Origin of the sequence: Halorussus amylolyticus, from assembly GCF_004143485.2 — an archaeon.
GTDB classification, from domain to species: domain Archaea; phylum Halobacteriota; class Halobacteria; order Halobacteriales; family Haladaptataceae; genus Halorussus; species Halorussus amylolyticus.
The window spans coordinates 275,164-298,304 of the sequence record NZ_ML974133.1 but is presented as its reverse complement, the minus strand read 5'-3'; the positions used below and the strand labels follow the sequence as shown (position 1 = coordinate 298,304).

28 protein-coding genes and 1 tRNA gene are annotated in these 23,141 nt (G+C 65.3%); 12 read left to right on the top strand and 17 right to left on the bottom strand.

What is annotated here, in order from left to right:
- Nucleotides 1–36: 36 nt before the first annotated feature.
- Nucleotides 37–309: a MoaD/ThiS family protein gene (locus tag EKH81_RS10535; protein WP_132058496.1), complete on the bottom strand. Its 273-nt coding sequence runs from the start codon at nucleotides 307–309 to the stop codon at nucleotides 37–39.
- 100 nt (nucleotides 310–409) lie between these two features.
- Between EKH81_RS10535 and EKH81_RS10530 the strand changes: the two genes are divergently transcribed.
- From EKH81_RS10530 to EKH81_RS10520, 3 genes are all read left to right on the top strand, one after another.
- The gene (locus tag EKH81_RS10530) at nucleotides 410–1,327 is read left to right on the top strand and encodes a dihydrodipicolinate synthase family protein (protein ID WP_132058495.1); all 918 of its coding nucleotides are present in this window, start codon (nucleotides 410–412) and stop codon (nucleotides 1,325–1,327) included.
- Nucleotides 1,328–1,470: 143 nt separating this feature from the next.
- Nucleotides 1,471–2,202 carry a bifunctional helix-turn-helix transcriptional regulator/GNAT family N-acetyltransferase gene (locus EKH81_RS10525; RefSeq protein WP_132058494.1) on the top strand — a complete coding sequence of 244 codons (732 nt, stop codon included), beginning with the start codon at nucleotides 1,471–1,473 and terminating at the stop codon, nucleotides 2,200–2,202.
- Between the two features lie 38 nt (nucleotides 2,203–2,240).
- Nucleotides 2,241–3,008: a DUF7979 domain-containing protein gene (locus EKH81_RS10520; protein ID WP_132058493.1), complete on the top strand. Its 768-nt coding sequence runs from the start codon at nucleotides 2,241–2,243 to the stop codon at nucleotides 3,006–3,008.
- Between the two features lie 89 nt (nucleotides 3,009–3,097).
- Here EKH81_RS10520 and EKH81_RS10515 read toward each other — a convergent pair whose 3' ends face one another.
- On the bottom strand, nucleotides 3,098–3,307 hold the full coding sequence (locus tag EKH81_RS10515) for a dodecin family protein (protein WP_132058492.1): 210 nt from the start codon (nucleotides 3,305–3,307) through the stop codon (nucleotides 3,098–3,100).
- Nucleotides 3,308–3,423: 116 nt separating this feature from the next.
- Complete coding sequence (locus EKH81_RS10510) at nucleotides 3,424–4,134, bottom strand: hypothetical protein (RefSeq protein ID WP_162224595.1); 711 nt, start codon at nucleotides 4,132–4,134, stop codon at nucleotides 3,424–3,426.
- A 163-nt stretch (nucleotides 4,135–4,297) separates the two neighbouring features.
- Here EKH81_RS10510 and EKH81_RS10505 point away from each other — a divergent pair, with 163 nt between their 5' ends.
- Nucleotides 4,298–5,479 carry a redox-regulated ATPase YchF gene (locus tag EKH81_RS10505; protein ID WP_132058490.1) on the top strand — a complete coding sequence of 394 codons (1,182 nt, stop codon included), beginning with the start codon at nucleotides 4,298–4,300 and terminating at the stop codon, nucleotides 5,477–5,479.
- A gap of 24 nt (nucleotides 5,480–5,503) precedes the next feature.
- Here the strand turns inward: EKH81_RS10505 and EKH81_RS10500 are convergent, their stop codons facing one another.
- Nucleotides 5,504–6,139, bottom strand: coding sequence for a type 1 glutamine amidotransferase (locus tag EKH81_RS10500; RefSeq protein ID WP_132058489.1), 636 nt, complete (start codon nucleotides 6,137–6,139; stop codon nucleotides 5,504–5,506).
- A gap of 134 nt (nucleotides 6,140–6,273) precedes the next feature.
- Between EKH81_RS10500 and EKH81_RS10495 the strand changes: the two genes are divergently transcribed.
- Complete coding sequence (locus EKH81_RS10495; RefSeq protein ID WP_132058488.1) at nucleotides 6,274–6,816, top strand: hypothetical protein; 543 nt, start codon at nucleotides 6,274–6,276, stop codon at nucleotides 6,814–6,816.
- A gap of 107 nt (nucleotides 6,817–6,923) precedes the next feature.
- Here the strand turns inward: EKH81_RS10495 and EKH81_RS10490 are convergent, their stop codons facing one another.
- Entirely contained in the window at nucleotides 6,924–7,820 is an 897-nt protein-coding gene (locus EKH81_RS10490; RefSeq protein WP_132058487.1) for an alpha/beta fold hydrolase, read from the bottom strand.
- 55 nt (nucleotides 7,821–7,875) lie between these two features.
- Between EKH81_RS10490 and EKH81_RS10485 the strand changes: the two genes are divergently transcribed.
- Entirely contained in the window at nucleotides 7,876–8,265 is a 390-nt protein-coding gene (locus tag EKH81_RS10485) for a histone acetyltransferase (RefSeq protein ID WP_132058486.1), read from the top strand.
- 13 nt (nucleotides 8,266–8,278) lie between these two features.
- Here EKH81_RS10485 and EKH81_RS19355 read toward each other — a convergent pair whose 3' ends face one another.
- The 6 genes from EKH81_RS19355 to EKH81_RS10455 form a co-directional block, all read right to left on the bottom strand.
- Nucleotides 8,279–9,001, bottom strand: a complete 723-nt coding sequence (locus EKH81_RS19355) for a DUF7282 domain-containing protein (protein ID WP_202935114.1) — start codon at nucleotides 8,999–9,001, stop codon at nucleotides 8,279–8,281.
- Between the two features lie 167 nt (nucleotides 9,002–9,168).
- Nucleotides 9,169–10,020: a UbiA family prenyltransferase gene (locus EKH81_RS10475; RefSeq protein ID WP_132058485.1), complete on the bottom strand. Its 852-nt coding sequence runs from the start codon at nucleotides 10,018–10,020 to the stop codon at nucleotides 9,169–9,171.
- Nucleotides 10,021–10,085: 65 nt separating this feature from the next.
- On the bottom strand, nucleotides 10,086–10,481 hold the full coding sequence (locus EKH81_RS10470; protein WP_132058484.1) for a PIN domain-containing protein: 396 nt from the start codon (nucleotides 10,479–10,481) through the stop codon (nucleotides 10,086–10,088).
- Nucleotides 10,478–10,723 carry an antitoxin VapB family protein gene (locus tag EKH81_RS10465; RefSeq protein WP_132058483.1) on the bottom strand — a complete coding sequence of 82 codons (246 nt, stop codon included), beginning with the start codon at nucleotides 10,721–10,723 and terminating at the stop codon, nucleotides 10,478–10,480. The genes EKH81_RS10470 and EKH81_RS10465 overlap by 4 nt, the downstream gene beginning before the upstream one ends.
- Nucleotides 10,724–10,799: 76 nt before the next feature.
- On the bottom strand, nucleotides 10,800–11,921 hold the full coding sequence (locus tag EKH81_RS10460; protein WP_132058482.1) for a pyridoxal phosphate-dependent aminotransferase: 1,122 nt from the start codon (nucleotides 11,919–11,921) through the stop codon (nucleotides 10,800–10,802).
- A 78-nt stretch (nucleotides 11,922–11,999) separates the two neighbouring features.
- On the bottom strand, nucleotides 12,000–12,539 hold the full coding sequence (locus EKH81_RS10455; RefSeq protein ID WP_132058481.1) for a CBS domain-containing protein: 540 nt from the start codon (nucleotides 12,537–12,539) through the stop codon (nucleotides 12,000–12,002).
- Between the two features lie 159 nt (nucleotides 12,540–12,698).
- On the opposite strand from EKH81_RS10455, the gene EKH81_RS10450 reads away from it, so the two are divergent.
- Nucleotides 12,699–13,235: a DUF8108 domain-containing protein gene (locus EKH81_RS10450; protein WP_132058480.1), complete on the top strand. Its 537-nt coding sequence runs from the start codon at nucleotides 12,699–12,701 to the stop codon at nucleotides 13,233–13,235.
- 82 nt (nucleotides 13,236–13,317) lie between these two features.
- Here EKH81_RS10450 and EKH81_RS10445 read toward each other — a convergent pair whose 3' ends face one another.
- Nucleotides 13,318–13,692: a DUF555 domain-containing protein gene (locus tag EKH81_RS10445; RefSeq protein WP_132058479.1), complete on the bottom strand. Its 375-nt coding sequence runs from the start codon at nucleotides 13,690–13,692 to the stop codon at nucleotides 13,318–13,320.
- 394 nt (nucleotides 13,693–14,086) lie between these two features.
- Here EKH81_RS10445 and EKH81_RS19350 point away from each other — a divergent pair, with 394 nt between their 5' ends.
- Complete coding sequence (locus tag EKH81_RS19350; RefSeq protein WP_202935113.1) at nucleotides 14,087–14,251, top strand: hypothetical protein; 165 nt, start codon at nucleotides 14,087–14,089, stop codon at nucleotides 14,249–14,251.
- A 204-nt stretch (nucleotides 14,252–14,455) separates the two neighbouring features.
- Nucleotides 14,456–15,184, top strand: coding sequence for an archaeal proteasome endopeptidase complex subunit beta (gene psmB, locus EKH81_RS10440; RefSeq protein ID WP_132058478.1), 729 nt, complete (start codon nucleotides 14,456–14,458; stop codon nucleotides 15,182–15,184).
- A 258-nt stretch (nucleotides 15,185–15,442) separates the two neighbouring features.
- On the opposite strand, the gene EKH81_RS10435 is transcribed toward psmB, so the two are convergent.
- Both EKH81_RS10435 and EKH81_RS10430 read right to left on the bottom strand, forming a co-directional pair.
- Nucleotides 15,443–16,990 carry a glutamate-cysteine ligase family protein gene (locus EKH81_RS10435; RefSeq protein ID WP_132058477.1) on the bottom strand — a complete coding sequence of 516 codons (1,548 nt, stop codon included), beginning with the start codon at nucleotides 16,988–16,990 and terminating at the stop codon, nucleotides 15,443–15,445.
- A gap of 77 nt (nucleotides 16,991–17,067) precedes the next feature.
- The gene (locus EKH81_RS10430; RefSeq protein ID WP_132058476.1) at nucleotides 17,068–17,562 is read right to left on the bottom strand and encodes a redoxin domain-containing protein; all 495 of its coding nucleotides are present in this window, start codon (nucleotides 17,560–17,562) and stop codon (nucleotides 17,068–17,070) included.
- A gap of 108 nt (nucleotides 17,563–17,670) precedes the next feature.
- Between EKH81_RS10430 and EKH81_RS10425 the strand changes: the two genes are divergently transcribed.
- The 3 genes from EKH81_RS10425 to EKH81_RS10415 all read left to right on the top strand — a co-directional run bounded on the left by EKH81_RS10425 (nucleotide 17,671) and on the right by EKH81_RS10415 (nucleotide 18,887).
- Entirely contained in the window at nucleotides 17,671–17,949 is a 279-nt protein-coding gene (locus EKH81_RS10425; RefSeq protein ID WP_132058475.1) for a Sec-independent protein translocase subunit TatA/TatB, read from the top strand.
- Between the two features lie 14 nt (nucleotides 17,950–17,963).
- Nucleotides 17,964–18,036, top strand: a tRNA-Arg gene (locus tag EKH81_RS10420).
- Nucleotides 18,037–18,518: 482 nt separating this feature from the next.
- A complete protein-coding gene (locus EKH81_RS10415) occupies nucleotides 18,519–18,887 on the top strand; it encodes a hypothetical protein (protein WP_132058474.1) in 369 nt (122 codons plus the stop codon).
- Between the two features lie 45 nt (nucleotides 18,888–18,932).
- On the opposite strand, the gene hpt is transcribed toward EKH81_RS10415, so the two are convergent.
- The 3 genes from hpt to EKH81_RS10400 form a co-directional block, all read right to left on the bottom strand.
- The gene (hpt, locus tag EKH81_RS10410) at nucleotides 18,933–19,499 is read right to left on the bottom strand and encodes a hypoxanthine/guanine phosphoribosyltransferase (RefSeq protein ID WP_132058473.1); all 567 of its coding nucleotides are present in this window, start codon (nucleotides 19,497–19,499) and stop codon (nucleotides 18,933–18,935) included.
- Between the two features lie 276 nt (nucleotides 19,500–19,775).
- Nucleotides 19,776–21,524 carry a Na(+)/H(+) antiporter subunit D gene (locus tag EKH81_RS10405; RefSeq protein WP_132058472.1) on the bottom strand — a complete coding sequence of 583 codons (1,749 nt, stop codon included), beginning with the start codon at nucleotides 21,522–21,524 and terminating at the stop codon, nucleotides 19,776–19,778.
- A complete protein-coding gene (locus EKH81_RS10400; RefSeq protein WP_132058471.1) occupies nucleotides 21,524–23,140 on the bottom strand; it encodes a cation:proton antiporter in 1,617 nt (538 codons plus the stop codon). The genes EKH81_RS10405 and EKH81_RS10400 overlap by 1 nt, the downstream gene beginning before the upstream one ends.
- Nucleotide 23,141 lies beyond the last annotated feature (1 nt).

The following is a 23,141-nucleotide window of genomic DNA, read 5'->3' as shown; positions in this document are numbered from 1 at the left end:
ACGAGTTCGAGAGAATCGAGAAGTGCCGGACAGAGATTAGACGTTCAGCCGAAACCGAACCGTGTCGCCGTTCTCCAGCGAGGTCGCGGTCGAGAGCGTCTCGGTGGAATCGACCGATTCGCGCACGACGACCGTGTCAGAGCGCAGGCGTTCGCCGTCGAGGACGCCCGCGCGGACCTGCGGGCCGTAGGAGTCTGCGAGTGCTTCGACCACGTCGCGGACCGTCGCACCCGCGGGCACCGCCACGCGGGCCTCGTGGGTGCCGGTGCGGGCGACCAACGTCCCCGTGAGTTTGACCGTCACGTTCATATCACTTTCTGTGGCCCCCACCAACTAAAAGTTTACTCAAGCCCGAAAAAGTCCTGCCGAGACGGAACCGCTTAAGGACGCGGCTCTCGACGCCACGGGTATGGGCAACGCACCAGCACCCGGCGCGGACGACCCCCTCGACCTCCACGGGGTGGTCCCGCCGACGATTACGGCGTTCGACGAGGACGAGTCGGTCGATTACGAGGCGACCGCGGCCCACGCGCGGTTCGTCGTCGAACACGGCGCGCACGGCGTCTTTCCGCTCGGGACCAACGGCGAGTTCCCCCTGTTGACGCCCGAGGAGCGCGACGACGTGGTGGAAGCCGTGGTCGAGACCGTGGGCGACGACGCGCCGGTCATCGCGGGCGTCGGCGCGCCGAGCACGCGCGAGACGGTTGGCCACGCCGAACGCGCCGAGATGGCGGGCGCTGACGGCGTGGTCGTCGTCACGCCGTACTACTTCCCGCTCGACCACGACGCGGCCGTCTCCCACTACCGGCGAGTCGCCGAGTCGGTGGACCTCCCGGTGTACGTCTACCACATCCCGAGCAAGACCGGCAATTCGCTGTCGCTCGACACGCTCGACGCGCTCGCGGACATCGACAATCTCGTCGGTCTCAAGGATTCGAGCAAGGACGTGCCGTGGCTCGGCCAAGCCATCGACGCCCACCCCGAGAAGACGTTCCTGGCGGGGTCCGACTCGCTGTTGTTCCCCGGACTCGAACTCGGGTGTGCGGGAATGGTCAGCGCAGTCGCGAACGCCTTCCCCGAACTCGTGGTGGACCTCTACGAGACCTACGACGACGGCGACGAGGAGCGCGCCCGGCAACTCCAGAGCGAGGTGTACGCGGTCCGAGACGCGCTCAAGCGCGGCCCGTACATGGCGGGTGTCAAGACCGCGCTCGACCTCCGCGACGTGGGCTTCGACCCCGGTCCGCTCCGGAGTCCGCTTCGGAAGATGGACGACGCCGACCGCGAGGCGCTCGCCGCCGACCTCACCGACCTCGGCCTACTTTGAGCCGCGCTTCGCTCGGACGTTTGTACCGCCGGAACGGTCGGTAAATGGGGGGTGTCCGGTCGTAGTCATTCGATTCTGTCCAACCCAACACGACCATCGGGGCCGAGTAAGGATTAAGTAACTGCGAAGTGTTATCATTAACCATGAACTTCTCGGAGACGCTGGAGTTCGGCCACGAGGACCGCAAGCGAATCTACGAGTTCGTCGAGAGCCACGGCGAGGTGGATGCCGACGACGTGCGCGACCGCCTGCGCGTGGACCCCGGCGGCTTCCGCCACCACGTCGCCATCCTCAAGCGCGACGGCTACGTCGAGGAGGACGAGGGTCGGCTTCGGGCGGCGTTCGAGGCCGGAGCGGTCGAGGAGTACGAGGACTCGGGCGTCGAGTTCTCTATCCGGCCCGCGCGTCAGGAGGACCTCTCGGGCATCGTGGGCGCGATTCGGCGGGTCGCCGAGCAGGGGCGCTACATCGTCGCCGAGAGCGTGGCCGACGAGGTGGACCATCAGGACACCCTGCTCCGGCACAACGAACTCGAATCTCGGATGTTCTTCGTCGCCACCGTGGGCGACGAGGTAGTCGGGTGGGTCCACATCCACGCGCCCGAACTCGACAAACTCGCGCACACCGCCGAACTCACGGTCGGCGTCCTCGAAGAGTACCGGGGCCACGGCATCGGGAGCCACCTGCTCGAACGCGGCCTGAACTGGGCGGCCTCGAACGGCTACGAGAAGGTGTACAACAGCGTCCCGTCCTCGAACGACGACGCCATCGAGTTCCTGAGCCAACACGGCTGGGAGACCGAGGCGGTCCGAGAGGACCACTACAAAATCGACGGCGAGTACGTGGACGAAGTGATGATGGCCGTGGAGTTGTAGACGCAAGAAATTTGTCGGCTGGCTGAAAATCAGGCGGTATGTCCCACCGTCGCGTCGCCGTCCTCCTCGTGGTCCTCGGACTCGCGGTTCTCGCACACCCGCTGTACCTCTTTCCGCACCACGGCCAGTCGTCGGTGTTCGTCCTCCAGTACGAGGAGGTCGGAAGCGAACCTCCCGGAGATTCGGTCGTCGCGTACGCCGACCTCCCGCCGGACGCCCAGCGCGCACTCGACGCCGCACACGAGAGCGAATCCTCGACGCTGTGGCGCGGCGACGACGACGCCGCAATCGACGCGCTCGGAGACGCCCAGTATCTCGACCGTGACGGCACCTACTACGAGTACGATTTGGGGTATGGTGGCGGTATCATCTCCGGCATCGGAACCTCGATTCGGGTCTTCCTGACCGGACTCGGGTCGCTCGCGCTCGTCGTCGGCGCGCTGGTCGCACGAACCGGGTCGTTTCGACCGCTCGCGCCTCGGTCGGCGCTCGCGGTCCCGGTCGTCGCGGGAGTCGCCGTCGCCGCCACGAACGCCTACGACACCGTCTTCTCGGGCGCGTCCGAATCGTTTCTCATGGTCGAGGAGACGTTCGGTCCGGTCGCGCTCCTCGGAGTTGCGGCCGGGTCGGCGCTCTCCCGCGACGACTGGCGAGCTATCGGGTTCGTCGTCGCCCTCGCTCTCGTCGGGTCGGTCGCGGCGTTCGCGACGGGCGCAAATCCGTGGATGGCGGGCTTCGTCGCCGCGCCGCTCGCCTTCCCGGCGGTGGTATTCGGCTTTCTACTGACGAATCGAGGTCGGTTCTGAGCGAATCGAGGTCGGTTCTGAGCGAATCGAGGTCGGTTCTGAGCGAATCGAGGTCGGTTCCGTGTCGGGTCGAAGTCGAATCCCGGTCGCTACTGCTCGTCGTGGACCGGGAACGCGATTTCCGCGGTCGCGTGGTACTCCGTAATCTCGCCGTTCTCGACGTTCGCGGTCCAGTCCTCGACTTCGACGCCGCTGATGTCGTCCACGGTTTTGCTCGCCTGCCGGAACGCCTCTTCGGCGGCGTCCTGCCACGATTCCTCCGAAGTGCCGAGTACTTTGATGATTTTCACTGCCGTCATGGCATCGGTGGTACGACGAGGTTGGTGTAGCCCTTTGTGGCCGGGGCCGACCCGACGAGCGACCCGCTCCGCTCGCCGGGTCAAAACGGCGTTCGCGAAGGTCGCCCGAGTCCGCGTTATTCTTCGGTCTCTTCGCCGGAATCGGACATCTCGGCGGACGCCTGTTCGGCCTCCTCGGCGGTCTCTTCGGCCGTGTCCGCGGCCTCCTCCATCCGGTCGGCGGCCATTTCGCCGCTCTCTTCGACGCGGTCGGACGCCGTCTCGCCGCCCTCTTCGATTCGGGTGGCGACCATCTCGCTCCCCTGTTCGACCTGTTGGGCCGCCATCTCGCCGGTCTCTCGGATTCGCTGGGCGGCCGTTCCGGCGACGGTTTCCGTTCGGTCGGCGGCCTCGTCCGTTCGGTCGGCGGTCTCGTCCGCGGTCGAGCGCATGCGCTCGGTCGCTCGGCGGAGTACTCCGCCGAGCGACCCACCTCGTCTTCGGAGTACGTATCCGAGACCGACGACGAGACCGACGACGAACAGTCGCGAGAGCATGCCTCGGCCTTGGCTCTGACCATCCCGGTCGGAACTACTCGTCGCCTGCATTCCGGTGTTCACCGCGTCGAGGGCAGACTCGGCGCGCTCTTCTAACCCCTCGGAGTTCGAGTCGCCGAAGAATCGCTCCGCGACCGGCCCGAGGTCGATTACCACGAACGGCCCCGACATTCCGCGTCTCGACGCCCCGCTCGACCGATTCGTCTCGATTCGGTCGGCTACCCTCGAAACCGCCCCAATCACGGATTCTTTCGTCGTTTCCGTTCCACTCCGTCCCATTTTCTCACTCATTGTTTCCCCCACGGGTGATGTAGGCCGAATCCGTGGAAAAGTATTCGGGCAGATGAATCGCGTTCGCTGGCGCAAGCGACCGATTCAGGGAGCGTCGTGACCGTCGGTGAGTCCGGTCTACGGAACCGAAAGGCAGTTCCCGGACACGCCGGTAGTCACGCGCATGATTTCCATCGCGCTCGCGGGCAAGCCCAACGCGGGCAAGTCCACCTTCTACAAGGCCGCCACGATGTCCGACGTGGACGTGGCGAACTACCCCTTCACGACTATCGACGCGAACCGGGGCGTGAGCCACGTCCGAACCGGCTGTCCCTGCCTCGAACGCGACGAGCGCTGTGGCGACGAGAACTGCCGCGACGGCAAGCGATACGTCCCCATCGAACTCCTCGACGTGGCCGGACTCGTCGCCGGCGCGCACGAGGGGCGGGGTCTCGGCAACCAATTTCTGGACGAACTCACGAACGCCGACGCGATAATCAACGTCGTGGACGCCTCCGGTGGGACGAACGAGGAGGGCGAACCGGTCGAGGTCGGTTCCTACGACCCGGTCGAGGAGGTCGATTTCATCGAGGAGGAGATGGACCAGTGGCTCGCGGGCATCATCGACCGAAACTGGGAGACGGTCGAGCGCCAGTCGCGGTCGCCCGACTTCGACATCGACGAGGCGCTCGCCGACATGCTGACCGGGTTCGGCGCGAGCGAGGCCGACGTGGCCGCCAGCCTCCGCGAACTCGACTACCCCGACGACCCGATTCAGTGGACCGACGACCACCGGGTCGCGCTCGCCCGCGACGTGCGCGAGCGCACGAAACCGATTATCCTGGTGGCGAACAAGGCCGACGTGGCCCCGCCCGAGAACATCGAGGCCCTGAAAGCGACCGGCAAGCCCGTCATCCCCGCGACCGCCGAGGGCGAACTGGCGCTCCGGCAGGCCGCGGAGGCCGGAGTCGTCGAGTACGACCCCGGCGACGAGGACTTCGAAATAGTCGGCGACCTCTCGGCAGAACAGGAGGCGGGCCTGAACAAGATTCGGGAGGTCATGACCGACTGGGGCGGGACCGGCGTGCAGGACGCGCTCGACGAGGCGGTGTACGGTCTGCTCGACCGAATCACCGCCTTCCCGGTCCAGAACGAGACCAAGTGGACCGACGCGAAGGGCAACGTCCTCCCCGACGCCTTCCTCCTGCGCCGGGGTTCGACTCCGAAGGACCTCGCGTACGCGGTCCACTCCGATATCGGCGACGGCTATCTCCACGCCGTCAACGGCAAGACGAACCGCGACATCAGCGACGACTACGAACTGGAGGAAGGCGACGTGGTGAAAATTGTGAGTACCGCGAAGTAGTTCGGTTACTCGCTTCCCGGCAGGTCACTCGCTCGCCAGTCGCTCGAAATTCCGAAACGTCTCCTCGACGCTCACGTCCGAGAACGACAAATCTGTTTCCTCCCATCCGAAGTCGTCGCGAATCCGACCGAGGAGTCGGTCGGTGAACTCCGGGTGGTACTGGACCGTCCAGACCGGCGCATCGCGGTGGCGCGTGGCGAGATTCTCGTAGTAGTCGGCCGACCCGATTCGCTCCATCCCGTCGCCGCGCTCGACGACGTGGTCGCCGTGGACCATCGGAACCACGTCGTTGACGCCCGAAAAGAGCGGGTCGTCGTCGAAGTCGGCCCGAACGAGTCGGTTGGTCAGCCCCCGGTGTTCGACGCGGCCGCCGAGCGCGTGGTTGATTATCTGGTGGCCGAAGCAGACCCCGAGCGTCGGAATCTCGCGCTCGACCAACTCCCGGACGAGTTCGGCCTGTTCGTCCATCCACGGGTAGTCCTCGCGGTCGTACACGCCCGCGGTGCTCCCGCTTATCACGACGCCGTCCACGTCCTCTACGGACGGTTGACCGCCCTCGTCGGCGTAGGTGTACACGTCGTGTTCCGATAGGTACCGGACGATTTCGGGGACGAAGTAGCGCGTGTCGGGGTCCACCTCGTTTTCGAGGACGAGTAGCATCTGGTAGCAATCGCGTGTCGCGGGGCCAAAAGACTATCTCCCGCGGAAATCCGCGACGAGGAGACCGTGCCGACTCGCGCCTCTCAGATTCCTTACGCGGACGCTTTTGACGGTCGGCGTCGTGGGTCAGTGCTATGACAGCCGTCGATTCTGACCTCGCGGACCGGCTCTCGCACCACGACGACTACTTCACGGCGACGAAACTGGTCGAGTATCTCGAACGCCACCACCCCGTCGAGGGACCGGGGATTCCGCGCGACCTCGTGGAGGCGTACGCCGAGGAACTCGACTACGACCTCGACCGGATACGGACCTCGCTCGACGACCGCCTGACCGACGCTCGGACGTGGCAACCGGGCGAGCGACTCTACGACCTCGACGGGAGAGTCAGCATCTACCCGGCGTCGTGGCACGAGCGACTCGCCGAGACCACCGACCTCGCGGAGTTCGTGCGGGTGATGCTGGAAAGCGTGCGAGCGCCCGAGGGCGTCGAAATCGACAGGGGCGAACTCGGTATCAATCAGGACGACCTGCTGACCGCGGTCGAAATCATCGCGGACGTGGACCGCGGCGCGGCCCGCGACCTCCTCCGGAGCCAGCGACTGGACGGGTCGCTGGTCCTCTACGCGTTCCAGAACCCCGAGGAAATCGTCCGACTTCCGGAGGACGCCGTGTAGCGACTCCGAGAGACGACTGGTGTCTCGCCTCGCGAAACGAGTAGCGACTCGCGGCCCGCGAGTCGCTACCCGTCGGCGAACGGTCGCCACTCGCCAGTGAACAGTCACTACTCGCCGAAGAACCCGAGGAGCGACTCGGTGACTTCCTCGGGTCGGTCGTGCTGAAGCCAGTGAGTCGCGTCGGGGAACCGCTCGATTCGGAGGTCGGCCACCCACGGGTCCAGTCCATCGGTCAACGCCACGCCGAGCGCCGGGTCGTCCTCGCCCCAGAGCAGGAGAGTCGGGACTCGAACCTCGCGGTCCGGGCGCTCGTCGGCGACGAGCGCCCGGACCTCCTCGCCGAGACCTTCACGAAACACCGCGCGGTAGTAATTCAGCGCCGCGGTCACGGCTCCCGGTTGGCTCGCCGCCTCGCGGTAGCGCCGGAGGTCGGTCTTCGAGAAGGTGTCCGGGCCTGCGGTGTCTTCGAGCAGTTTCGCGACTCCGGCACCGTCGCGCGCACCGAGCAGGAAATCGGGGACGCGCGGAACCTGAAACCATCCCACGTACCACGACCGGCGAATCTGGTCGGCGTTTCGTCGGAGTTCCTCGCGGTACCGACCGGGGTGGGGCGCGTTCAGGACCGACAATCGGTCCACAACGTCGGGGCGTCGAATCGCGGTCTCCCACGCCACCAGTCCGCCCCAGTCGTGGCCGACCACGCGCGCGGACTCCGCGCCGCAGTGTTCGACGAGTCCCGCCACGTCGCCGACCAATTTCTCGGTTCGGTAGCTCGACACCCCGCGAGGCTTCTCGGAGGTCGCGTACCCGCGCATATCGGGCGCGACGACTCGGTATCCGGCGTCCGCGAGCGCGGGAATCTGGCGTCGCCACGAGTACCAGAACTCCGGAAAGCCGTGGAGGAGAACCACGAGCGGGTCGCCTTCCTCGCCCGCCTCGACGTAGTGGAGTCGCACGTCGTTCACCACGGCCTGTTCGTGTGTCCACGGCCCCTCGACGTTCATGCGAGAATCTTCGTTCGCCGGTAGATTAAGGCTTGAGGAGTCACGACGCCGACACATGAGAGACGCCGAAGTTTTCGCAGTTCCGCTCACCGGCGTTCGACCGAGCCAACTCTACCTCAACGGACGCAAACTCGCGCTCGTAACGCAGTGGTTCGACTTCGACGACCCGAACTACGACCCGCTTCCGGTCCGGGAAATCGAGGGGCGCTGGACCCTCACGGACGGCCACACTCGTGCGTTCGTCGCCTTCCTCTCGGGTGCGACCGAACTCCGCGCGACTCGGGACGACGACGACCTCCCGATGGGCACGTATCGGCGGTGCGTCGAGTGGTGCGAGGACGAGGGCGTCACCGAAATCGGCGACCTCGCCGGTCGAGTAGTGAGCGCGGACGCCTTCGAAAAAAAGTGGGTCGCTCGGTGTCGGTCGGTCGCGGACCGCGAGTAGCCGTCGGTTCGGTCTACTCTTCGGTCGTCGTCTCCTCGTCCTCGTCGTCCATCTCGGTCGTCATCTCGTCTTCTTCGGTCGTCTCCGTCATCTCGGTCGTCTCGTTCATCTCACCGTCTTCGAGCGTCACGAGCGCCAAATCGACTACCGGGAGGTTGTCCTGCGTGTAGGGACCGTCAGCCTCCGGGAAGTTGTACTCCTGGTCGTCGTCGGTGTCCTGATGGGCCATCGCCACGAGCGGCTGGCTCTCTTCGAGCGTCTCGTTGAGTTCGACCGTCACGTTCTCGTGAGTCCCGGCTTCGAGGTAGGTCGAGTTCCCGACGACCGGGCCGATGGAGGCGTTCGCGGGGTCGTCGTACGTCTCTCCCGTGACGTTCGCAGCGGTGTGAATCACCACGAATCCGCCCTCGGGGAGATTCGTCTCGTTGACCACGACAGCCGACCCGTTCGAGGTCTGATTCTCGAAGGTGACGGTCGCGCTCTCGGTTTCGTTCTCGGCCACCGTCGTCGTCATCTCGGTGGTCTCCTCGTCTTCGTCGTCCATCTCAGTCGTCTCCTCGTCGTCTTCGTCGTCCTCGTCGGTCTCGTTCTCCTCGGTCGTGTCGTCTTGCACCATCGGCGCGTCGTTCTGCACCGCCGGTGCGTCGGTCGCCGCGGGCGTCGCGCCGAGCGCCGCCGCCGAACCCCCGACGACGAGGAGCGCGACGAGCGCGACGAGTGCTGTTTTTCGTACCATCGGTTCGACACACGCCGAGTTTCGGAAAGAAACGGCTCTACCGTTCATCGCGTGAACGACCGAATACTCCGGGGCAATCCGAGTTTTCGCGGCCGTAACGTCGATTTTCGAGGCGATAGGCCGGGGCTAAACCGTCGTCTCGGAAGCCATCCCCAGGGGCGAAGCGACTACGCGAGCGGTCGGAACCACACCGCCACCAACAACAGCGCGAGGAAGACGTACGACCCCCGGACCAGCAACATGGTCGCCAGCGTCGGGTCGGCCCGGCGCGCGACGACCGCCACGGCCCCGAATCCGGCGGTGGCGGCCACGCTGCTCGGCGGGAAGACCGCGAGCGCGGCGAAGCCGACCACGAGGACGAGCGCAGTCGCCATCAGCGCGTAGGCCGCGGTGCGGGCGCGCTCGGGACCGAGCGCGACCGCGACGGTCCGCTTGTCGATGGACCGGTCGTAGTCGTAGTCCTGCGCGTCGTCGATGACCTTCACGCCCGAGAGCAGGACGAGGAAAACCGCGGCGAACGCGACCGGAACCGCGCCGAGCGCCCCGGCCTGCGCGTAGTAGCCCCCGAGGATGGCGAGCGCGATGCCGAGCGGGTAGCCCGTGGTCGCGGTCACGGGGTTGGTGTCCAACTGGGGCGCGTGGTGGTACGCCACGAGCCACGTCGGGAGCGTGAGCGCGACAGCGCCGAAACCGACCGCGAGCCACAGGCCCGCGAGACACGCGAAAAACAGGCCGGTGGAAGCGGCGAGCGCCCGCTTGCATCCGCGCTCGGTCAGGGGGTGGTCGTCGTCCTCGCCCCGGACGTGGAAGTCCACGTAGCCGTCCTTGACGTGGGCGGTGTACACCGCTGCGAAGATGGCAGTCGTGTGAAGAACGCCCGCCAGCGGGGCGAACGCGCCAGCCAACACGCCGCCGAACAGCGAGCAGGCGACTGGCGGGAGCATGAACACCGGGTGGACCTGCGAGGCGAGCGCGCGAATCGCGGGGACGACGCCGGACCCCCGGCGAGAGATGGGCATAGAACTATCCACAGTGGCGACACAAATAAAAACTCAGGCGGGCGAGCGGAGCGCGGTAGTGTCGATTATCGGTACTCGGCAACGTCGAGAACCGTCCGCACGTCCTCGTTCGCAAAATCAGTATCGGCGGTCACGAGCGTTGCATCGAGTTCGCGTGCTGTGCCTGCAATCATCGCGTCCGCACTCCGAAGTTCGCGGCCTCTGTTCGCGAGTTCTTCCTGTAGCTTTCCGGTCTCTCTCGCGGTGGTCTTCCGGAACGGAGCAATATCCGCCCACGTGAGATGGCCGATAGTCTGTTCGAACTCCGTCGGCCCAGTACTCCGTACTTGTCCCTGAAGTGCTTCGTACAGAACGATAGACGGAAGATAGAGACTATCAGTGGAACAACGCTCCAAGTATTCGATGGTCTCCGGTCTTCCATCGAGATAGTCCACTACGAACGTGTTGTCGAAGCATTTCATCGCTTCGCCTCGGAGTTTCGAAACTCGCTCGTGTCGTCGTCCAGTGATTCGTTCAGATTTTCGTGTGCTTCGCGCATCTTCTCGGTGGCATCAGTGTTCGCCCACGCGCCGAACCCGGCGTAAATGTCGCGCTCTTCCTCGGTGAGACGTGCGAGAAGGTCGGTAAAACTCTCGCTCTCTCGCTTTCGGGCTTCGAGTCGGTCGTAAATCTCCTCGCTCACCCGAATCGTTTTCGTCCCCATGTGTACACGTAGCTGTCTACGTCTACATGAATGTTAGCGTGACTTGCACGAACGATTCTTCGAGAAACCGGACGGCCTACCGAACCGCCTCGGCCGCCTCGCCCATGATTTCCAGCGCCTCCTTTATCTGCTCCATGTCGGTCGCGTAGGAGATGCGGGCGTAGCCCGCGCCGTGTTCGCCGAACGCCTCACCGGGGACGACCACGACCCCGCGCTCTACGACCTCGTCACACCAGCCTTCGGGAACCTTCGGCATCGCGTAGAACGCGCCGGAGGGGGTCGGCGTTTCGAGACCGATGTCCGAGAGGCCGTCGAGAAGCACGTCGCGGCGCTCCTCGAACGCCTCGGCCATCTCGGTTACGCAGTCCTGCGGGCCGGAGAGAGCGGCCTCCGCGGCGAACTGGGCCGGGGCGCTCGCACAGGCCTGGGCGTACTGGTGGACCCGGAGCATGCGCTCGATTCGCTCCTCGCTCCCGGTGACCCATCCGAGTCGCCACCCGGTCATCGAGTACGCCTTCGAGCAGGCGTTGACCACGACCACGTTGTCCGAGTCGGCGAACTCCAGCGGCGAGTGGTGTTCACCGTCGAAGACGAAGTGTTCGTACACTTCGTCGGAGATGCAGAGCACGTCGTGCTCGTCGGCGATGCGGGCGAACTCGCGCACGTCGGCTTCGGACTGGACCGCGCCCGTGGGGTTCGCGGGGCTGTTGACCACGAACGCCGCGGTGTCGTCGGTAATCGCGTCCTCGACCGCCGCGGGGTCGAGGGTGAGGTCGTCGCGGACCGCGACCGGCTTGGGAGTCCCGCCAGCGAGGTGGGTCAGCGCGTCGTAGGAGACGAAGCCCGGGTCGGGGAAGACGACTTCCTCGCCCGCGTCCACGTGGGCTTCGATGGCGATGTGGAGCGCCTCGCTTCCCCCGGAGGTGGCGATGATGTTGCCCGGCGGGACCGAAACGCCGTTGTCGCGCTCGTGTTTCGCGCTGATGGCCTCGCGGAGTTCGAGCGTCCCCTTGTTGGAGGTGTAGGCGTCCACGTCGCCCGCCTCGATGGCGTCGATTGCGGCCCGCCGGGCGTGGTCGGGCGTCGGGAAGTCGGGTTGGCCGAGGCCGAGGTTGATGGCGTCGTCGCCCGCCGCCTCGAACACTTCGCGGATGCCGCTGATGGAGACCTGCTCGACTCGCTCGGAGAAGTCCGTCATGGCTCGAACTGTGCGTTCCCGAACGATAATTGTTGGTGTTCCGGGGCGACCCCAGCCGAATCGACCGCAAAATGGACCCTACGACAGTCGCGCCGCGATGTCCGCCTCGGTGATGATTCCGACCGTGTTGCCGCGCTCGGTCACGATGACCGCCTTGTTGTGGCCGAGGTCGGTGCTGATTTCGTCGAGCGTGGCGTTCGGCGACTTGGTCGGGAAACTCTCGCCCATGTACTCGCTCACCGGCCGGTCGCGGGCGTCCTCGTCCACGCTCATCAGGTCCTCGAAACTGATAGAGCCGACCGGGACGCCGTTCTCGATGACCGGGAGTTGGGAGTAGCCCGCGTCCTGCATCTCGGCGACTGCGGCGCTGACCGAATCGTCGGGCGCGACGTGGGCGACCTGCTCGTGCATCAGGTCGCCCGCGCGAACGATGTCGCCTTCCGATTGGTCGAGCGCGTCCACGATTCGCCGGAGCGTCGAGAGACGAGGGTCCACGTCGCCGCCTTCGATGCGTGCGATGAGCGGCTGCGAGACGCCCGCCTGGTCGGCCAACTCGCTCTGAGTCAGGTCGAGTTCGGTTCGTCGCTCCCGGATATCCTGTGGGGTCGGGAGTTCCATACCGCCTGATAACCACGGGTTATGGATAAAGCTTCGGACTACGTCCGGACTCGCCTTTGGCGCGGCGTTCCGACGCGGCGAACTCCCTTCGAGCCGACTCGCATCCCGAGAGAACACGACAGAAATTAGATTACTCGCGCCGAAATCCGAAGCAGACGCATGACGGACACGCCCTCCAACGTCGTGGCGCTCGCGGACGCCGTCTCAGAACTGCTCTACGGCATCGCCGGATGGCTACTGGTGGGTCTCGGCGTGCTCGGCGTCGTCGCGGCCGTCGGCGGAGCGATTCAGCGGCCGAGTCTCGCCCCGGTCGTCGTGTTCGTCGTCTCGATGCTCTCGGTCTCGCTCGGGGTTTTCGTGAACCCGCGGTTTCGTCGGCGACTGAACCGCCGTCACGCTGTCGGTCGGTTCGGTCGGGTGCGGAGCGTCGATGCTCGTGTTCTCCGTTCGGCGGAAGGTCGGTCCGAGCAGTGCGTGGGGTGTGACTCGCAACTGCGCGAAGGTCTGATTCGGCGCTACCGCGAGGAGTTCGCGCTCGCTGGCGTTCCGGTGTACACGCTCTCGGAAGGGTTCAATTACTACTGTCCCGCGTGCGCGACGACGGACTCGGAAGCCCGTTCCCACCCTGATTCTCACTCTCGCTCCCCCGAGAGCACCGGGGAGTGCGCCGACCCGGAATCCGCGACGAAGCCGTGACTCGCCGTTCGGGTGCGGACTCGCCGCTGTACGGCGAGTCTTCGAAAAGGATTCGGTCTCGGAGGGTTCTCCGGTCGGGTCCTCACTCGTCGCCGAACTCGACGCTCTCGTCGTCCTGATATTCGATGGTCTCGACGACTTCGAGCGGCACGTCCCGGAGCGCGCCGCCGATTTCGCTCTTGGCGATGCGCTGGGCGTGTTCCTCGCCCTCGGCGTTGAACACCTTTATCTCCAGCAGGAGCCCCACGAGCGCGGTTCCGGCCGCGATGAACGCCGAGTCGAACGGCTCGCCACAGGCGGGGCAGGTGGTCGCGCCGACCTCGACTTCGACGTAGTCCATGCTCTGGTCGTTGAGTCGCTTCCCTGCTTCGCTGACCGCCACGCCGATTGCGTCGTCGATTCCGTTGACGTCGCGTACGAGCCATGCCGCCTCCATCGCAACGAGATAATTACTCATTGAGTCACTACTCGGTGGTCGCTACACATAGGGGTGATGATTCGGAGCGTGGGATTCGAAATTACGACCGGGTAGGCCAGCGCGAGTGGGCGAGACCAACGCGAGTGAGAGAGTCTGTCTCGCGTGCTGGCAGGCGTTCGCGGCGCACGCGACCTGCGCGCGAGTCGCGCACGAGAGACCGATAATCCTCATAAGTTATGCGTACGCCCGGTGTCGCCAAGTCCGTGCCTACGTCTGCGCGCATCCCGCACCCAGTTTCGTTGGGCGTAACGCAACCTCGCTTGAATCGCAAGCGGGCGGCGATGTCGAGGAAGGCGATAGATGATTATGAAATATAACATTCAGAAACGCTTTTATGTAGGGTGGGCTGACCCCCGAACGAGGTAGCAGTCCAATGCCCACACGGCTTCACCGCGCAACCCTGTTCGCCCTGTACCAGATGAGCGTCGCAATCAGCATCTGCCTCCTGCCCCTGGCACTTCTGGCCAAGCAGGCTGGCCTCCAGCTCCCCGTCCACCGCGTGGTGAACCGACTCGGGCAGGCCTACGACGCCGCCTGATAGTGATTGCTGTGACTCTCTACCGGTAGGTAGTCACAGACCGACGGATTCACTCCTCGATACCCCGAGACTTCTGGAGAGGTACCGAAAATACTCACAGCAATCGCTACGAGACCGCTTTTCGACTCCTCGGGCCGGCGCGCCTTCCGGGCGCATCCGCCCGAAGGGTTGGTTTTATCAGTGCTGACGGACTACGGACTGATAATGCGCAACCCAATGCACGGCTCCGAATTCTCCCAGAATACCGCGCGTCTCGCGACCGACGGCCCGAACCCTTACGAGCCCGAACTCGGCTCGCTTCCGGACCGCTCGGTTGACACCTCCGACGTCGAGCAACTGAAGACCGGTACCACGACGGTCGGTCTGACGACCACCGACGGCGTGGTCATGGTCACGGACAAGCGTGCCAGCCTCGGTAACATGGTTTCGAGCAAGACCGCACAGAAGGTCGAGCAGATTCACCCGAACGGCGCGCTCACCATTGCAGGCGGCGTGTCGGCGGCCCAGTCGCTCATCCGCACGCTCGAAGTCGAGAACAATCTCTACGAGGCCCGCCGCGGCGAGGACATGAGCATGGAGGCGCTCTCGACGCTGACCGCCAACCTCCTCCGCTCGGGCGCGTTCCTCATCGTCGTCCCCATCCTCGGCGGCGTGGACGAGGAAGGCGGCCACGTCTACTCCTTCGACGCGCTCGGCGGCGTGACCGAGGAGACTTACACCGTCTCGGGGTCCGGGTCGCAGTTCGCGCTCGGCGTCCTCGAACAGGACTACCACGAGGACATCGGTCAGGACGAGGCCCGCGAGGTCGCGGTCCGCGCGCTCAAGAGCGCGGTCGAGCGCGACACCGCCTCCGGCAACGGCATGTGGCTCGCCGAGATGACCGGTGACGGCGTCGGAATCTCGGAGTACGACGACTACGACGACGCGCTGTAAACCACGACCTTTTACTGCGTTCGGAAATCCGCCTCCGGCGGATTTCCTCTCTGGTAAAAGCTCGACCAAAAACCGGCGTCACCTCCTCTTTCGCTTCGAGCAAGGCGGCGGAGCCGCCTTGCTCTCGCTCAATCGAAGGTTCCTTGGTCCGCTCCTCGCTATCGCTCGTCGCGGTCGAATCGTTGGTGCGCCACAGTTACTCGTGCGCGCTCCCTCGCTTCGCTCGGTCGCTCGTCGGAGGTGGACGAAGGCGTCGCGTCACTCTTCACGTTTCATCTCCGTCCCGCCCCGTCCGACCCAGTCCGCGAAAGTCCCGTCGATGAGCGTCTCGGACTGGCGTTCGATGTAGTCGCGTTGCATCCCGTACACCGCGTCCTCGAAGCTCTCGCCGTCGTCGAGTCGGTCTCGGACTCGCTCGCGCTTCCAGCTCGCGGGGGTGAGTCCGTGGCGGGCGCGCTGGCGGAGCGGCCACAGGTACTTCGCGGCCTCCTCGTCGGAGAGGCCTCTGGCTTGGAGGCCGTCCTTGGCGTGGGCGAAGATGTCGGCGAACACCGCCTCGCGGTCGGTCGTCTCGGTGCCCGCGTTCGTAATCCAGTAGATGTCCGCGTCGAGTCCGTCGCGCATCGCGTCGTAGAAGTTGTCCTTGGCGACGACCCAGTCGAGGTGGCGCACGGGGTGTTCGCGCCGGAACGTGGATTCGAGTAGGCCCGCGAAGGCGGCCTGGAACGCGATGGAGTCCCGGACCGTGGGCTGGGCCGCGATGGGCCGGAACTCGATGCGCGCGTTCGCGGCCGACCGGGTGGCCCCGCCGAACACCGGCCGAACCCACCGCCAGTAGGTGCCGTGTTTGAGTCGGAAGTGGGCGAACTCGTCGTCGAAGCGGTCGCTCGACTCGACCGGCATCGGGACGATGGTGCGGTCGGCCGCGATGCGCTCGACCGCCTGCTCGACCGTCTCGATGTCTCTCGGGAATCGAACTTTGTCGGCGTCGTCGTCCCGACCGTTCAGCACCGTCTCGAACACGCGGATGCGGTTCTCGTCCCACCCGTCGGCCAGAATCTCTTCGGGGTCGGCGTCGGAGTCGTAGAGGTCCGGCGGGAAGAACGGCGAGTTGGCACCGAGCGCGAGCAGGGGCGCGGCGATTCGGAGCGCGTACTGGAAGTACGTCGGGAGGTCCCGAGCGTGGGGCACCTGATAGTGGGGCTGGATGGAGGTGATGAGGCTCTCGGGCATCACGGTGTCGGCCTCCAGACTGACGTGCGGGGCGTCGAGAACCATCCCCGCGTCGGCGTCGGTGTTCGCCATCGCGTGGTATCGCACCGAGTCGCTCATGTTCGAGGCGATGCGAACCCCGCGGTCCTCGACGCTGTCGGTGAGGTATCGGCGGGCGGTCTCGCCCTCCGGCGGGATGGTCCACATCGCGTCGCTGACCAGTCGCATCCCCTCCGCGCCGGTCCGGTCCTCGGCGGCCGAGAGCCGGGCTTTGACCTCCGACTCCTGGGACGCGAGACCGTGGGCGTTCAGCGGTTGGGGACTGGTGGACATCTCGGCGTTGTGAAGCCCCAGTTCCTTCTCGAAGCCGATGAGGTCGAGGAGCCGTCGCGGCACCCGAGTCAGCGCGCCGGTCTCGGCGTTCACCGCGTAAAATTCGTACTCGAAGCCGATGATGGCCTGCGGATTGTCGAACGTTCCCGCGTCGATTTCCTCCGCGATGACCTCGGCGTCCTCCTCGACTCGCGACTGAAACGACTCGGGGTCGACCGAGCCTACGTCTTCGACCTGCGCGGCGAGGTCCGATTCTGGCATACCGTGTAGGTCTCATGGAATCGCCTTCAATCCACGGGCTACGCGCTCGGAGGTGTTCGGAGCGTCACACGCCGAACTCAGTCGGCGGCTTCGACCGTCGTGGCTTCGACTGCCGCGGCCGTGACCTCCGCGTAATCGGGTTCGACACCGGGGTCGTCGCTGACCCACTCGTAGACGATTTGGCCCTCGTCGTCCACGACGAACACCGCGCGCTTGGCGACCCCGTAGTAACCGAGGTCGGCGAAGTCCATCTCCACGCCGTAGTCGTCGATTATCTCCTTGTTCGTGTCGCTCACGAGACCGAAGCTCAGACCCTCCCGGTCGCGGAACTCGTTGAGCGCGAACGGCGAGTCCACGCTGACGCCCAGTACGGTCGCGCCCACGTCCTCGAACGCGGCGAGTTCGGACTCGAACGTACACAGCTCCTCGGTACAGACGCTGGTGAACGCGCCGGGGAAGAACGCGAGAACGACCGGCGCGTCGTCCAGATTCTCCGAGAGGGTGAACTCGGATACGTCGCCGTCTGCGAGCGGTGCGGTGAAGTCGGGCGCGTCGTCGCCTTGGCTGACCATTTCGTCCGTGCATAGAGTTCTCCGACGGAAGGCAGTTCCGGAACCGGGATTGCATACGGATACCGAGCAAAAAGCCTATAATTCAGAATCAGCTATCCTCACGTAGAGATGGTACAGATGATTCCACTGTTCGGCCCGATTCCCGGCGGGATGGAGATGATGGTGATTCTCCTCATCGCCGTCCTGCTGTTCGGCGCGAACAAGATTCCGAAACTCGCGCGCTCGACCGGTGAGGCGATGGGCGAGTTCAAGAAGGGGCGTCAGGAAGTCGAAGAAGAGCTACAGCAGATGCAGGAGGGCGGCGTCGAAACCGACTCCGACCCCGTCGGCGAGTCGAGCGCGGAGCCGACCACCGAGACCGAGACGGACACCGAGACGACCAACTGAACTGCTTTTTCGCGGGGCGTGTGGCCTAGTGGATAGGGCAGGAGGTTCCTAACCTTCTGACCGCGGGTTCGAATCCCGTCACGCCCGTTCGGCTTCGCTTCGCGAAGCCTCACCGGCGTGACGTAGTTCGCGAACAAACCGCGTTCGCTCACTCCCGTCACGCCCGCTGTCGTGTCGAGCAACGCGAGACCGACAGCGAAGCGTGCGGGTTCGAACCCTGCAAGTCGCACGCCCGGAACGGCGCGAAGCGCCGCATGCCCGGACCGTCTTGCTCCGGTTCGAATTCCGAAAGACGCAGCGCGCCTTTCGGTGTTCGCAGACCGGAGGTCTGCTCACTCCCGTCACGCCCGTTCGGCTTCGCTTCGCTCAGCCTCACGGGCGTGACGACCCTCGCGAACAAACCGCGTTCGCTCGGTCCCGTCACGCCCGTGCAGCGAGTCGCGGGGCGACGAGCGAACCGGAAGACGAGCGACGACGGAACGCGACCGAAATCGAAATCCGAGGTCCACGGGGGAACTTTTTCCTTCTCGCGGGGCGTGGACAGTTCAGTCAACGGCCGCCGCTACACTATGGAACTTCGAACCTCACGGAAACCCGACGCCGTCGATTGGCTCTTCCTCCTCGTGACGCTCCTGCTCGCGGGGATTCACCTGTATCTCGGGCTGTTCGCGCCGTTCGTGCCGGGCGACCGAGAAACCCAGTTCGTCGGCATCGCGCTCGCGCTCCTCGTCGGTCCGCTCTTCTACTTCACGACCTACTGGCGGCCGGTGTTCTACCTCCTCGGAGCGGCCTTCGCGCTGTATCTCGGTGCGGTCTGGCTGTTCGCCGGAATGGAGTTCCTCGCGTTCGGGGTGGCCGCCGGTGTCGTGGCGACGACCTTCGTCGTTCTCGCGGTGTATCTCTTCCTGCGCGACGAGACTCGCGCGACCGGAGCGTAGGTCGTTCGACGCCGAAGTCGAACCCAAAAAAGTCCGAAAAATGCCCTATCCGTCGCCGTCCTCGTCTACGATGACGACCTCGCCGTCCTGCACGTCCACGTTGATGAGCGTCTTCACATCGTAGTCGGTGCCGTCGAGTTCGTTCGGACCCTCCTTCTTGATGACCGCGAGCACGTCGGCCACGTCCGCACCGATGTGTTCGAGCGCCTCGGTGATGGCCTTCATCGTCCCGCCCGTGCTGAGCACGTCGTCGAGCAGGAGGACCCGGTCGCCATCGTGGACGTTGTTGACGTACATCTCGTTCTCGGAGTAGCCGGTCTGCTGGGAGAGCGCGACCTCGCCTTCGAGTCCGTACTCGCGCTTGCGGATGACCACGAGCGGAATATCGGTCATCAGCGAGACGGCCGTGGAGATGTGGATGCCCATCGCCGCGGGGGTGACGATTTTGTCCACGTCCTCCAGTTCGGCCTTTCGGATGATTCGGATGACGATTTCCCGGAGCAGGGCGGGTTCGAGCATCGGAATCCCGTCGCTGATGGGGTGGACGAAGTAGTGGTAGCCGTCCTTCTCGATAATCGGCGCGTCGAGCAGAGACTGCCTCAGCTTATCCATGTTGGGGATACTCGACCCGTCAATAAAAGGTGACGGAATCAATCGCGGGACGGCGTCATAGTGATTGCTGTGACTCTGTACCGGGAGGCAGTCACAACTCGACGGTTTCACTTCTCGACACCTCAAAATTTCTATCGGGTACTGAAACTAATCACAGCAATCACTATCAGAGAGACGGTTGTAACTATTATCAACCGAGCACGCTATTTGCGGTGAACCGGGTGTGGTACAGTCCAGCGACGGATGCAGGCCGGTGAAGAACTACAACCGACCTTATCAGAGGACGACCGCGAGCGCGACCACGAGCGCGACCACGATGACGAGAACGCTGTTGCGGATATCGACGTGGACCGCTACCTGACGCCCCGCCACATCGAACGTCCCCGACCCGACGGTCCGGACGGCGCGGCCAGTCCCGTCGGCGAGTCGGACCGCGAGCCTATCAACTGCGGCGTACAGTTCCGTGACCCCGACCACGACCGACCGGGTGCCGTAGAACGCCGCGGGGTTGTAGATGGCGTCGATGTCCGGAACCGCCCCGCCGTACCGGCTCAGTGGCTTCTTGATGAGCACGAACCCGACGAGGCCGATGGCCGCCAGCGTGAGTCCCTCGACGACGTGGGCGACCGTGTAGGTGACGTACACGTGCGAGACGACCGCGTCGCTGGTCACGTCGAAGGGCAAAATCGCGAACAGCGCGCCGTCGAAGATGCCGTAGAAGACACAGAGCGCGGCCACGATGACCATCCCGACCGTCTGGCCGCGGTTGGCGTCCTCGACGCTTCCGTCGTACTCTCCGTGGAGGAACGCGTAGTAGCCGAACTTGATGAACGAGAGGAAGGTGCCGACGCCCCCAATCAGGAGAAGTAGCTCCAAGGTGTGGTAGTCGCCGACTGCGAGGGGTCCGGCCTCGAAGGTGTAGTGACTCGCGGAGATGATAATCCCTTTGCTGACGAAGCCGTTGAACAGCGGAAACCCAGCGATGGAGAGCGCGGCGACGGTGAACGCGGCGGCCGTGACCGGCATCTCGCGGCCGAGTCCGCCGAGTTTCTTCAGACTCTCCTGGCCGGTTCGGTAGATGACGACGCCCGCGGTCATGAACAGCAGACCCTTGTAGAGGATGTGGTTGAAGACGTGGGCCATCGCACCGGCCTGACCCAGCGCCGTCCCGATGCCGACGCCAGCGACCATGTAGCCGACCTGCGATTGGATGTGATACGAGAGCAGGCGACGCATGTCGTTCTGGAACAGGGCGTACGTCGCGCCGAAGACCGCCATCGCGCCGCCCATGTAGGCGATGGCGATTTCGCCGTCGGGGAACGCCCGGTACATCCCGTACACGCCGGTCTTGGTGGTGTAGACGCAGAGGAACACGCTCGCGGCGATGTGCGGGCGCGGGTACGTGTCGGGAAGCCACGTGTGAAGCCCGACGAAGCCGACGTTGACGCCGATGCCGATGGCCGCCAGTACCTGTGGGAACCCGCCGACAATGCCGTCGCCGGTGAACGCGAAGCTCCCGACCGCGACGTAGTGCCAGACGATTGCGCCCATCAGGAGCGTGCCGCCGATGCCGTGGAGAAGCGCGTACCGGTAGCCCGCCCGAATCGCGCGCCCGCCGTAGTGCCACACCAGCAGGGTGGAGGTGACCGCCATTAGCTCCCAGAAGAACAACAGCGAGAGCCAGTCACCGCCGAAGACGGCTCCGAGGCTGGTCCCGACGTAGCTCAGCGCGAACGCGGTCTGGAGGTTGTCGGCCTCGCTCGCGTACGAGTACAGCACCGCGACCGCGCCGATGAACCCGAAGATGAGGCCCATTAGCTGACTGAACGCGTCCAGATTGAACAGCACCACGCGGAAGCCGAACAGCTCCGCCGGGATGTGCGCGCCTTCGGGAACGAGCCAGACGTAGGGAACGACCGCCGCAGTCGCCAGAACGCCGAGCGCGTGGCCGACCCGCCGCCCGAGGAAGGGCAACAGGAGCGCCGCGAGCAGGACCGGAACGAACGGGGGAACTATCGGTTCCATCAGACGCTCACCCCCGTCGCGCCGCTGACGATGAGACGGACGATTCGGAGGAACACCGCGGCGTCGGGAACGACGCCGAGGACGATGGACCCCGAGGCCGCGAACAGAATCGGGAACAGCATGAACCACGTCGATTCCGCGCCGGTGGGCGCGCGACGCTCCCACGGGCCGGTGTGGCCGTGTCCGTGGTCGGAGTTACTCTGGGTCTCCCCGCCGTCGGCCCGGGCGTCGCTCGCGAACCGGCCGCCGAGCGGGCTTTCGAGCAGGGGCTTTTCGTCCTCGTCGCCCCGCGACTCGAAGAACGCGGCGTAGACGATGGGCCAGAAGTACGCGATGTTGAGCACGCCCGACAGCAACAGCGCGCCCGTGAACACCACCTGTCCGGCCGACACCGTGCCGATGAGCAGGAAATACTTGCTCACGAACCCGGCCACGATTGGGATTCCGGCCATCCCCGCGGCGGCGACGGCGAACGCGCCCATCGTGAGCGGCATCCGCTTTCCGATGCCCGCCATGTCGGAGATGTCGTCGGTGTGGGTCTCGACGTGAATCGCCCCGGCGCAGAAGAACAGCGTGAGCTTCATGAACGCGTGGGCGGGGATGTGGAGCAGGCCGCCTATCAGCGCAAACGGGTGGAGTATCGCGAGTCCCAACACGATGTACGAAAGCTGGCTCACTGTCGAGAATGCTAGCCTGCGCTTCAAATTGTCCTGTCTGAGCGCGATGATGCTCGAAACGACGAGCGTGAACGCCGCGACCGCCGCGAGCGGAAGCCCCATCCCGAGGTCGCCCACGAGGTCCGGGCCGAACACGTCGAGGACGACGCGGGCGATGCCGAACACGCCGCTTTTCACGACCGCGACCGCGTGGAGCAGTCCCGAGACGGGCGTCGGCGCGACCATCGCGTCGGGAAGCCACGAGTGCATCGGCATCAGCGCGGCCTTCACGCCGAATCCGGCGACGAGCAGGCCGAACGCCCCACGCGCAATCGCGGGGTCGGCGTTCGCGAGTGCCGAGATGCCGCCCGCGGTGAAGTCGGTCGTCCCCGTCGAGAGGAACACGAGCAGGATTCCGGCCAGTACCGCGACCCCGCCGCCGAAGGTGTACGCGAGGTACTTCCGACCGGCGGCGCGGGCCTCGTCGGTCTCGTCGTGGGCGACCAGCGGGTAGGTCGCCACGGTCAGCAGTTCGTAGAAGACGTACAGCACGACCAGATTGTGCGCGAACGCGACCCCGATGGCCGACGCCACGCTCCCCGCGAACGCCGCGAAGTATCGCGTCTGGTCGTGTTCGTCGAGACCGCGCATGTAGCCGATGCTGTAGAGGCTGGTCACGACCCAGAGGGTGCTGGCGAGCAGCGCGAACAGGATGCCGAGCGCGTCGGCCCGGAGCGCGAACGACACTTCGGGGACGAAGGTTCCGAAGTCGGTGACGTAGGTGTGGCCGTCGAGGACGCCCGGCACCATGCTGGCGACGACTGCGAACGTGGCTCCGGCCGCGAGCATCGTCCACGCCTCCCGGACGTTCGGGCGGGCGTGGGAGGCGAGGATGGGTGCGATTGCGACGAGCGAAACCAACACCGCGGCGACCGGTCGGAGAGAGTCTATTTCTGTCATT

Coding starts and splice junctions, on each gene's coding strand:
- EKH81_RS10475 (WP_132058485.1), bottom strand. CDS start 10,020: ATGCCCATCTCTCGCCGGGGGTCCGGCGTCGTCCCCGCGATTCGCGCG.
- EKH81_RS10435 (WP_132058477.1), bottom strand. CDS start 16,990: ATGCCAGAATCGGACCTCGCCGCGCAGGTCGAAGACGTAGGCTCGGTC.
- EKH81_RS10400 (WP_132058471.1), bottom strand. CDS start 23,140: ATGACAGAAATAGACTCTCTCCGACCGGTCGCCGCGGTGTTGGTTTCG.
- hpt (WP_132058473.1), bottom strand. CDS start 19,499: ATGGATAAGCTGAGGCAGTCTCTGCTCGACGCGCCGATTATCGAGAAG.
- EKH81_RS10510 (WP_162224595.1), bottom strand. CDS start 4,134: ATGAGTGAGAAAATGGGACGGAGTGGAACGGAAACGACGAAAGAATCC.
- EKH81_RS19355 (WP_202935114.1), bottom strand. CDS start 9,001: ATGGTACGAAAAACAGCACTCGTCGCGCTCGTCGCGCTCCTCGTCGTC.
- EKH81_RS10490 (WP_132058487.1), bottom strand. CDS start 7,820: ATGAACGTCGAGGGGCCGTGGACACACGAACAGGCCGTGGTGAACGAC.
- EKH81_RS10495 (WP_132058488.1), top strand. CDS start 6,274: ATGACAGCCGTCGATTCTGACCTCGCGGACCGGCTCTCGCACCACGAC.
- EKH81_RS10450 (WP_132058480.1), top strand. CDS start 12,699: ATGACGGACACGCCCTCCAACGTCGTGGCGCTCGCGGACGCCGTCTCA.
- EKH81_RS10430 (WP_132058476.1), bottom strand. CDS start 17,562: ATGGTCAGCCAAGGCGACGACGCGCCCGACTTCACCGCACCGCTCGCA.
- EKH81_RS19350 (WP_202935113.1), top strand. CDS start 14,087: ATGCCCACACGGCTTCACCGCGCAACCCTGTTCGCCCTGTACCAGATG.
- EKH81_RS10415 (WP_132058474.1), top strand. CDS start 18,519: ATGGAACTTCGAACCTCACGGAAACCCGACGCCGTCGATTGGCTCTTC.
- EKH81_RS10500 (WP_132058489.1), bottom strand. CDS start 6,139: ATGCTACTCGTCCTCGAAAACGAGGTGGACCCCGACACGCGCTACTTC.
- EKH81_RS10535 (WP_132058496.1), bottom strand. CDS start 309: ATGAACGTGACGGTCAAACTCACGGGGACGTTGGTCGCCCGCACCGGC.
- EKH81_RS10425 (WP_132058475.1), top strand. CDS start 17,671: ATGGTACAGATGATTCCACTGTTCGGCCCGATTCCCGGCGGGATGGAG.
- psmB (WP_132058478.1), top strand. CDS start 14,456: ATGCGCAACCCAATGCACGGCTCCGAATTCTCCCAGAATACCGCGCGT.
- EKH81_RS10515 (WP_132058492.1), bottom strand. CDS start 3,307: ATGACGGCAGTGAAAATCATCAAAGTACTCGGCACTTCGGAGGAATCG.
- EKH81_RS10465 (WP_132058483.1), bottom strand. CDS start 10,723: ATGGGGACGAAAACGATTCGGGTGAGCGAGGAGATTTACGACCGACTC.
- EKH81_RS10455 (WP_132058481.1), bottom strand. CDS start 12,539: ATGGAACTCCCGACCCCACAGGATATCCGGGAGCGACGAACCGAACTC.
- EKH81_RS10460 (WP_132058482.1), bottom strand. CDS start 11,921: ATGACGGACTTCTCCGAGCGAGTCGAGCAGGTCTCCATCAGCGGCATC.
- EKH81_RS10525 (WP_132058494.1), top strand. CDS start 1,471: ATGAACTTCTCGGAGACGCTGGAGTTCGGCCACGAGGACCGCAAGCGA.
- EKH81_RS10505 (WP_132058490.1), top strand. CDS start 4,298: ATGATTTCCATCGCGCTCGCGGGCAAGCCCAACGCGGGCAAGTCCACC.
- EKH81_RS10470 (WP_132058484.1), bottom strand. CDS start 10,481: ATGAAATGCTTCGACAACACGTTCGTAGTGGACTATCTCGATGGAAGA.
- EKH81_RS10485 (WP_132058486.1), top strand. CDS start 7,876: ATGAGAGACGCCGAAGTTTTCGCAGTTCCGCTCACCGGCGTTCGACCG.
- EKH81_RS10530 (WP_132058495.1), top strand. CDS start 410: ATGGGCAACGCACCAGCACCCGGCGCGGACGACCCCCTCGACCTCCAC.
- EKH81_RS10445 (WP_132058479.1), bottom strand. CDS start 13,692: ATGAGTAATTATCTCGTTGCGATGGAGGCGGCATGGCTCGTACGCGAC.
- EKH81_RS10405 (WP_132058472.1), bottom strand. CDS start 21,524: ATGGAACCGATAGTTCCCCCGTTCGTTCCGGTCCTGCTCGCGGCGCTC.
- EKH81_RS10520 (WP_132058493.1), top strand. CDS start 2,241: ATGTCCCACCGTCGCGTCGCCGTCCTCCTCGTGGTCCTCGGACTCGCG.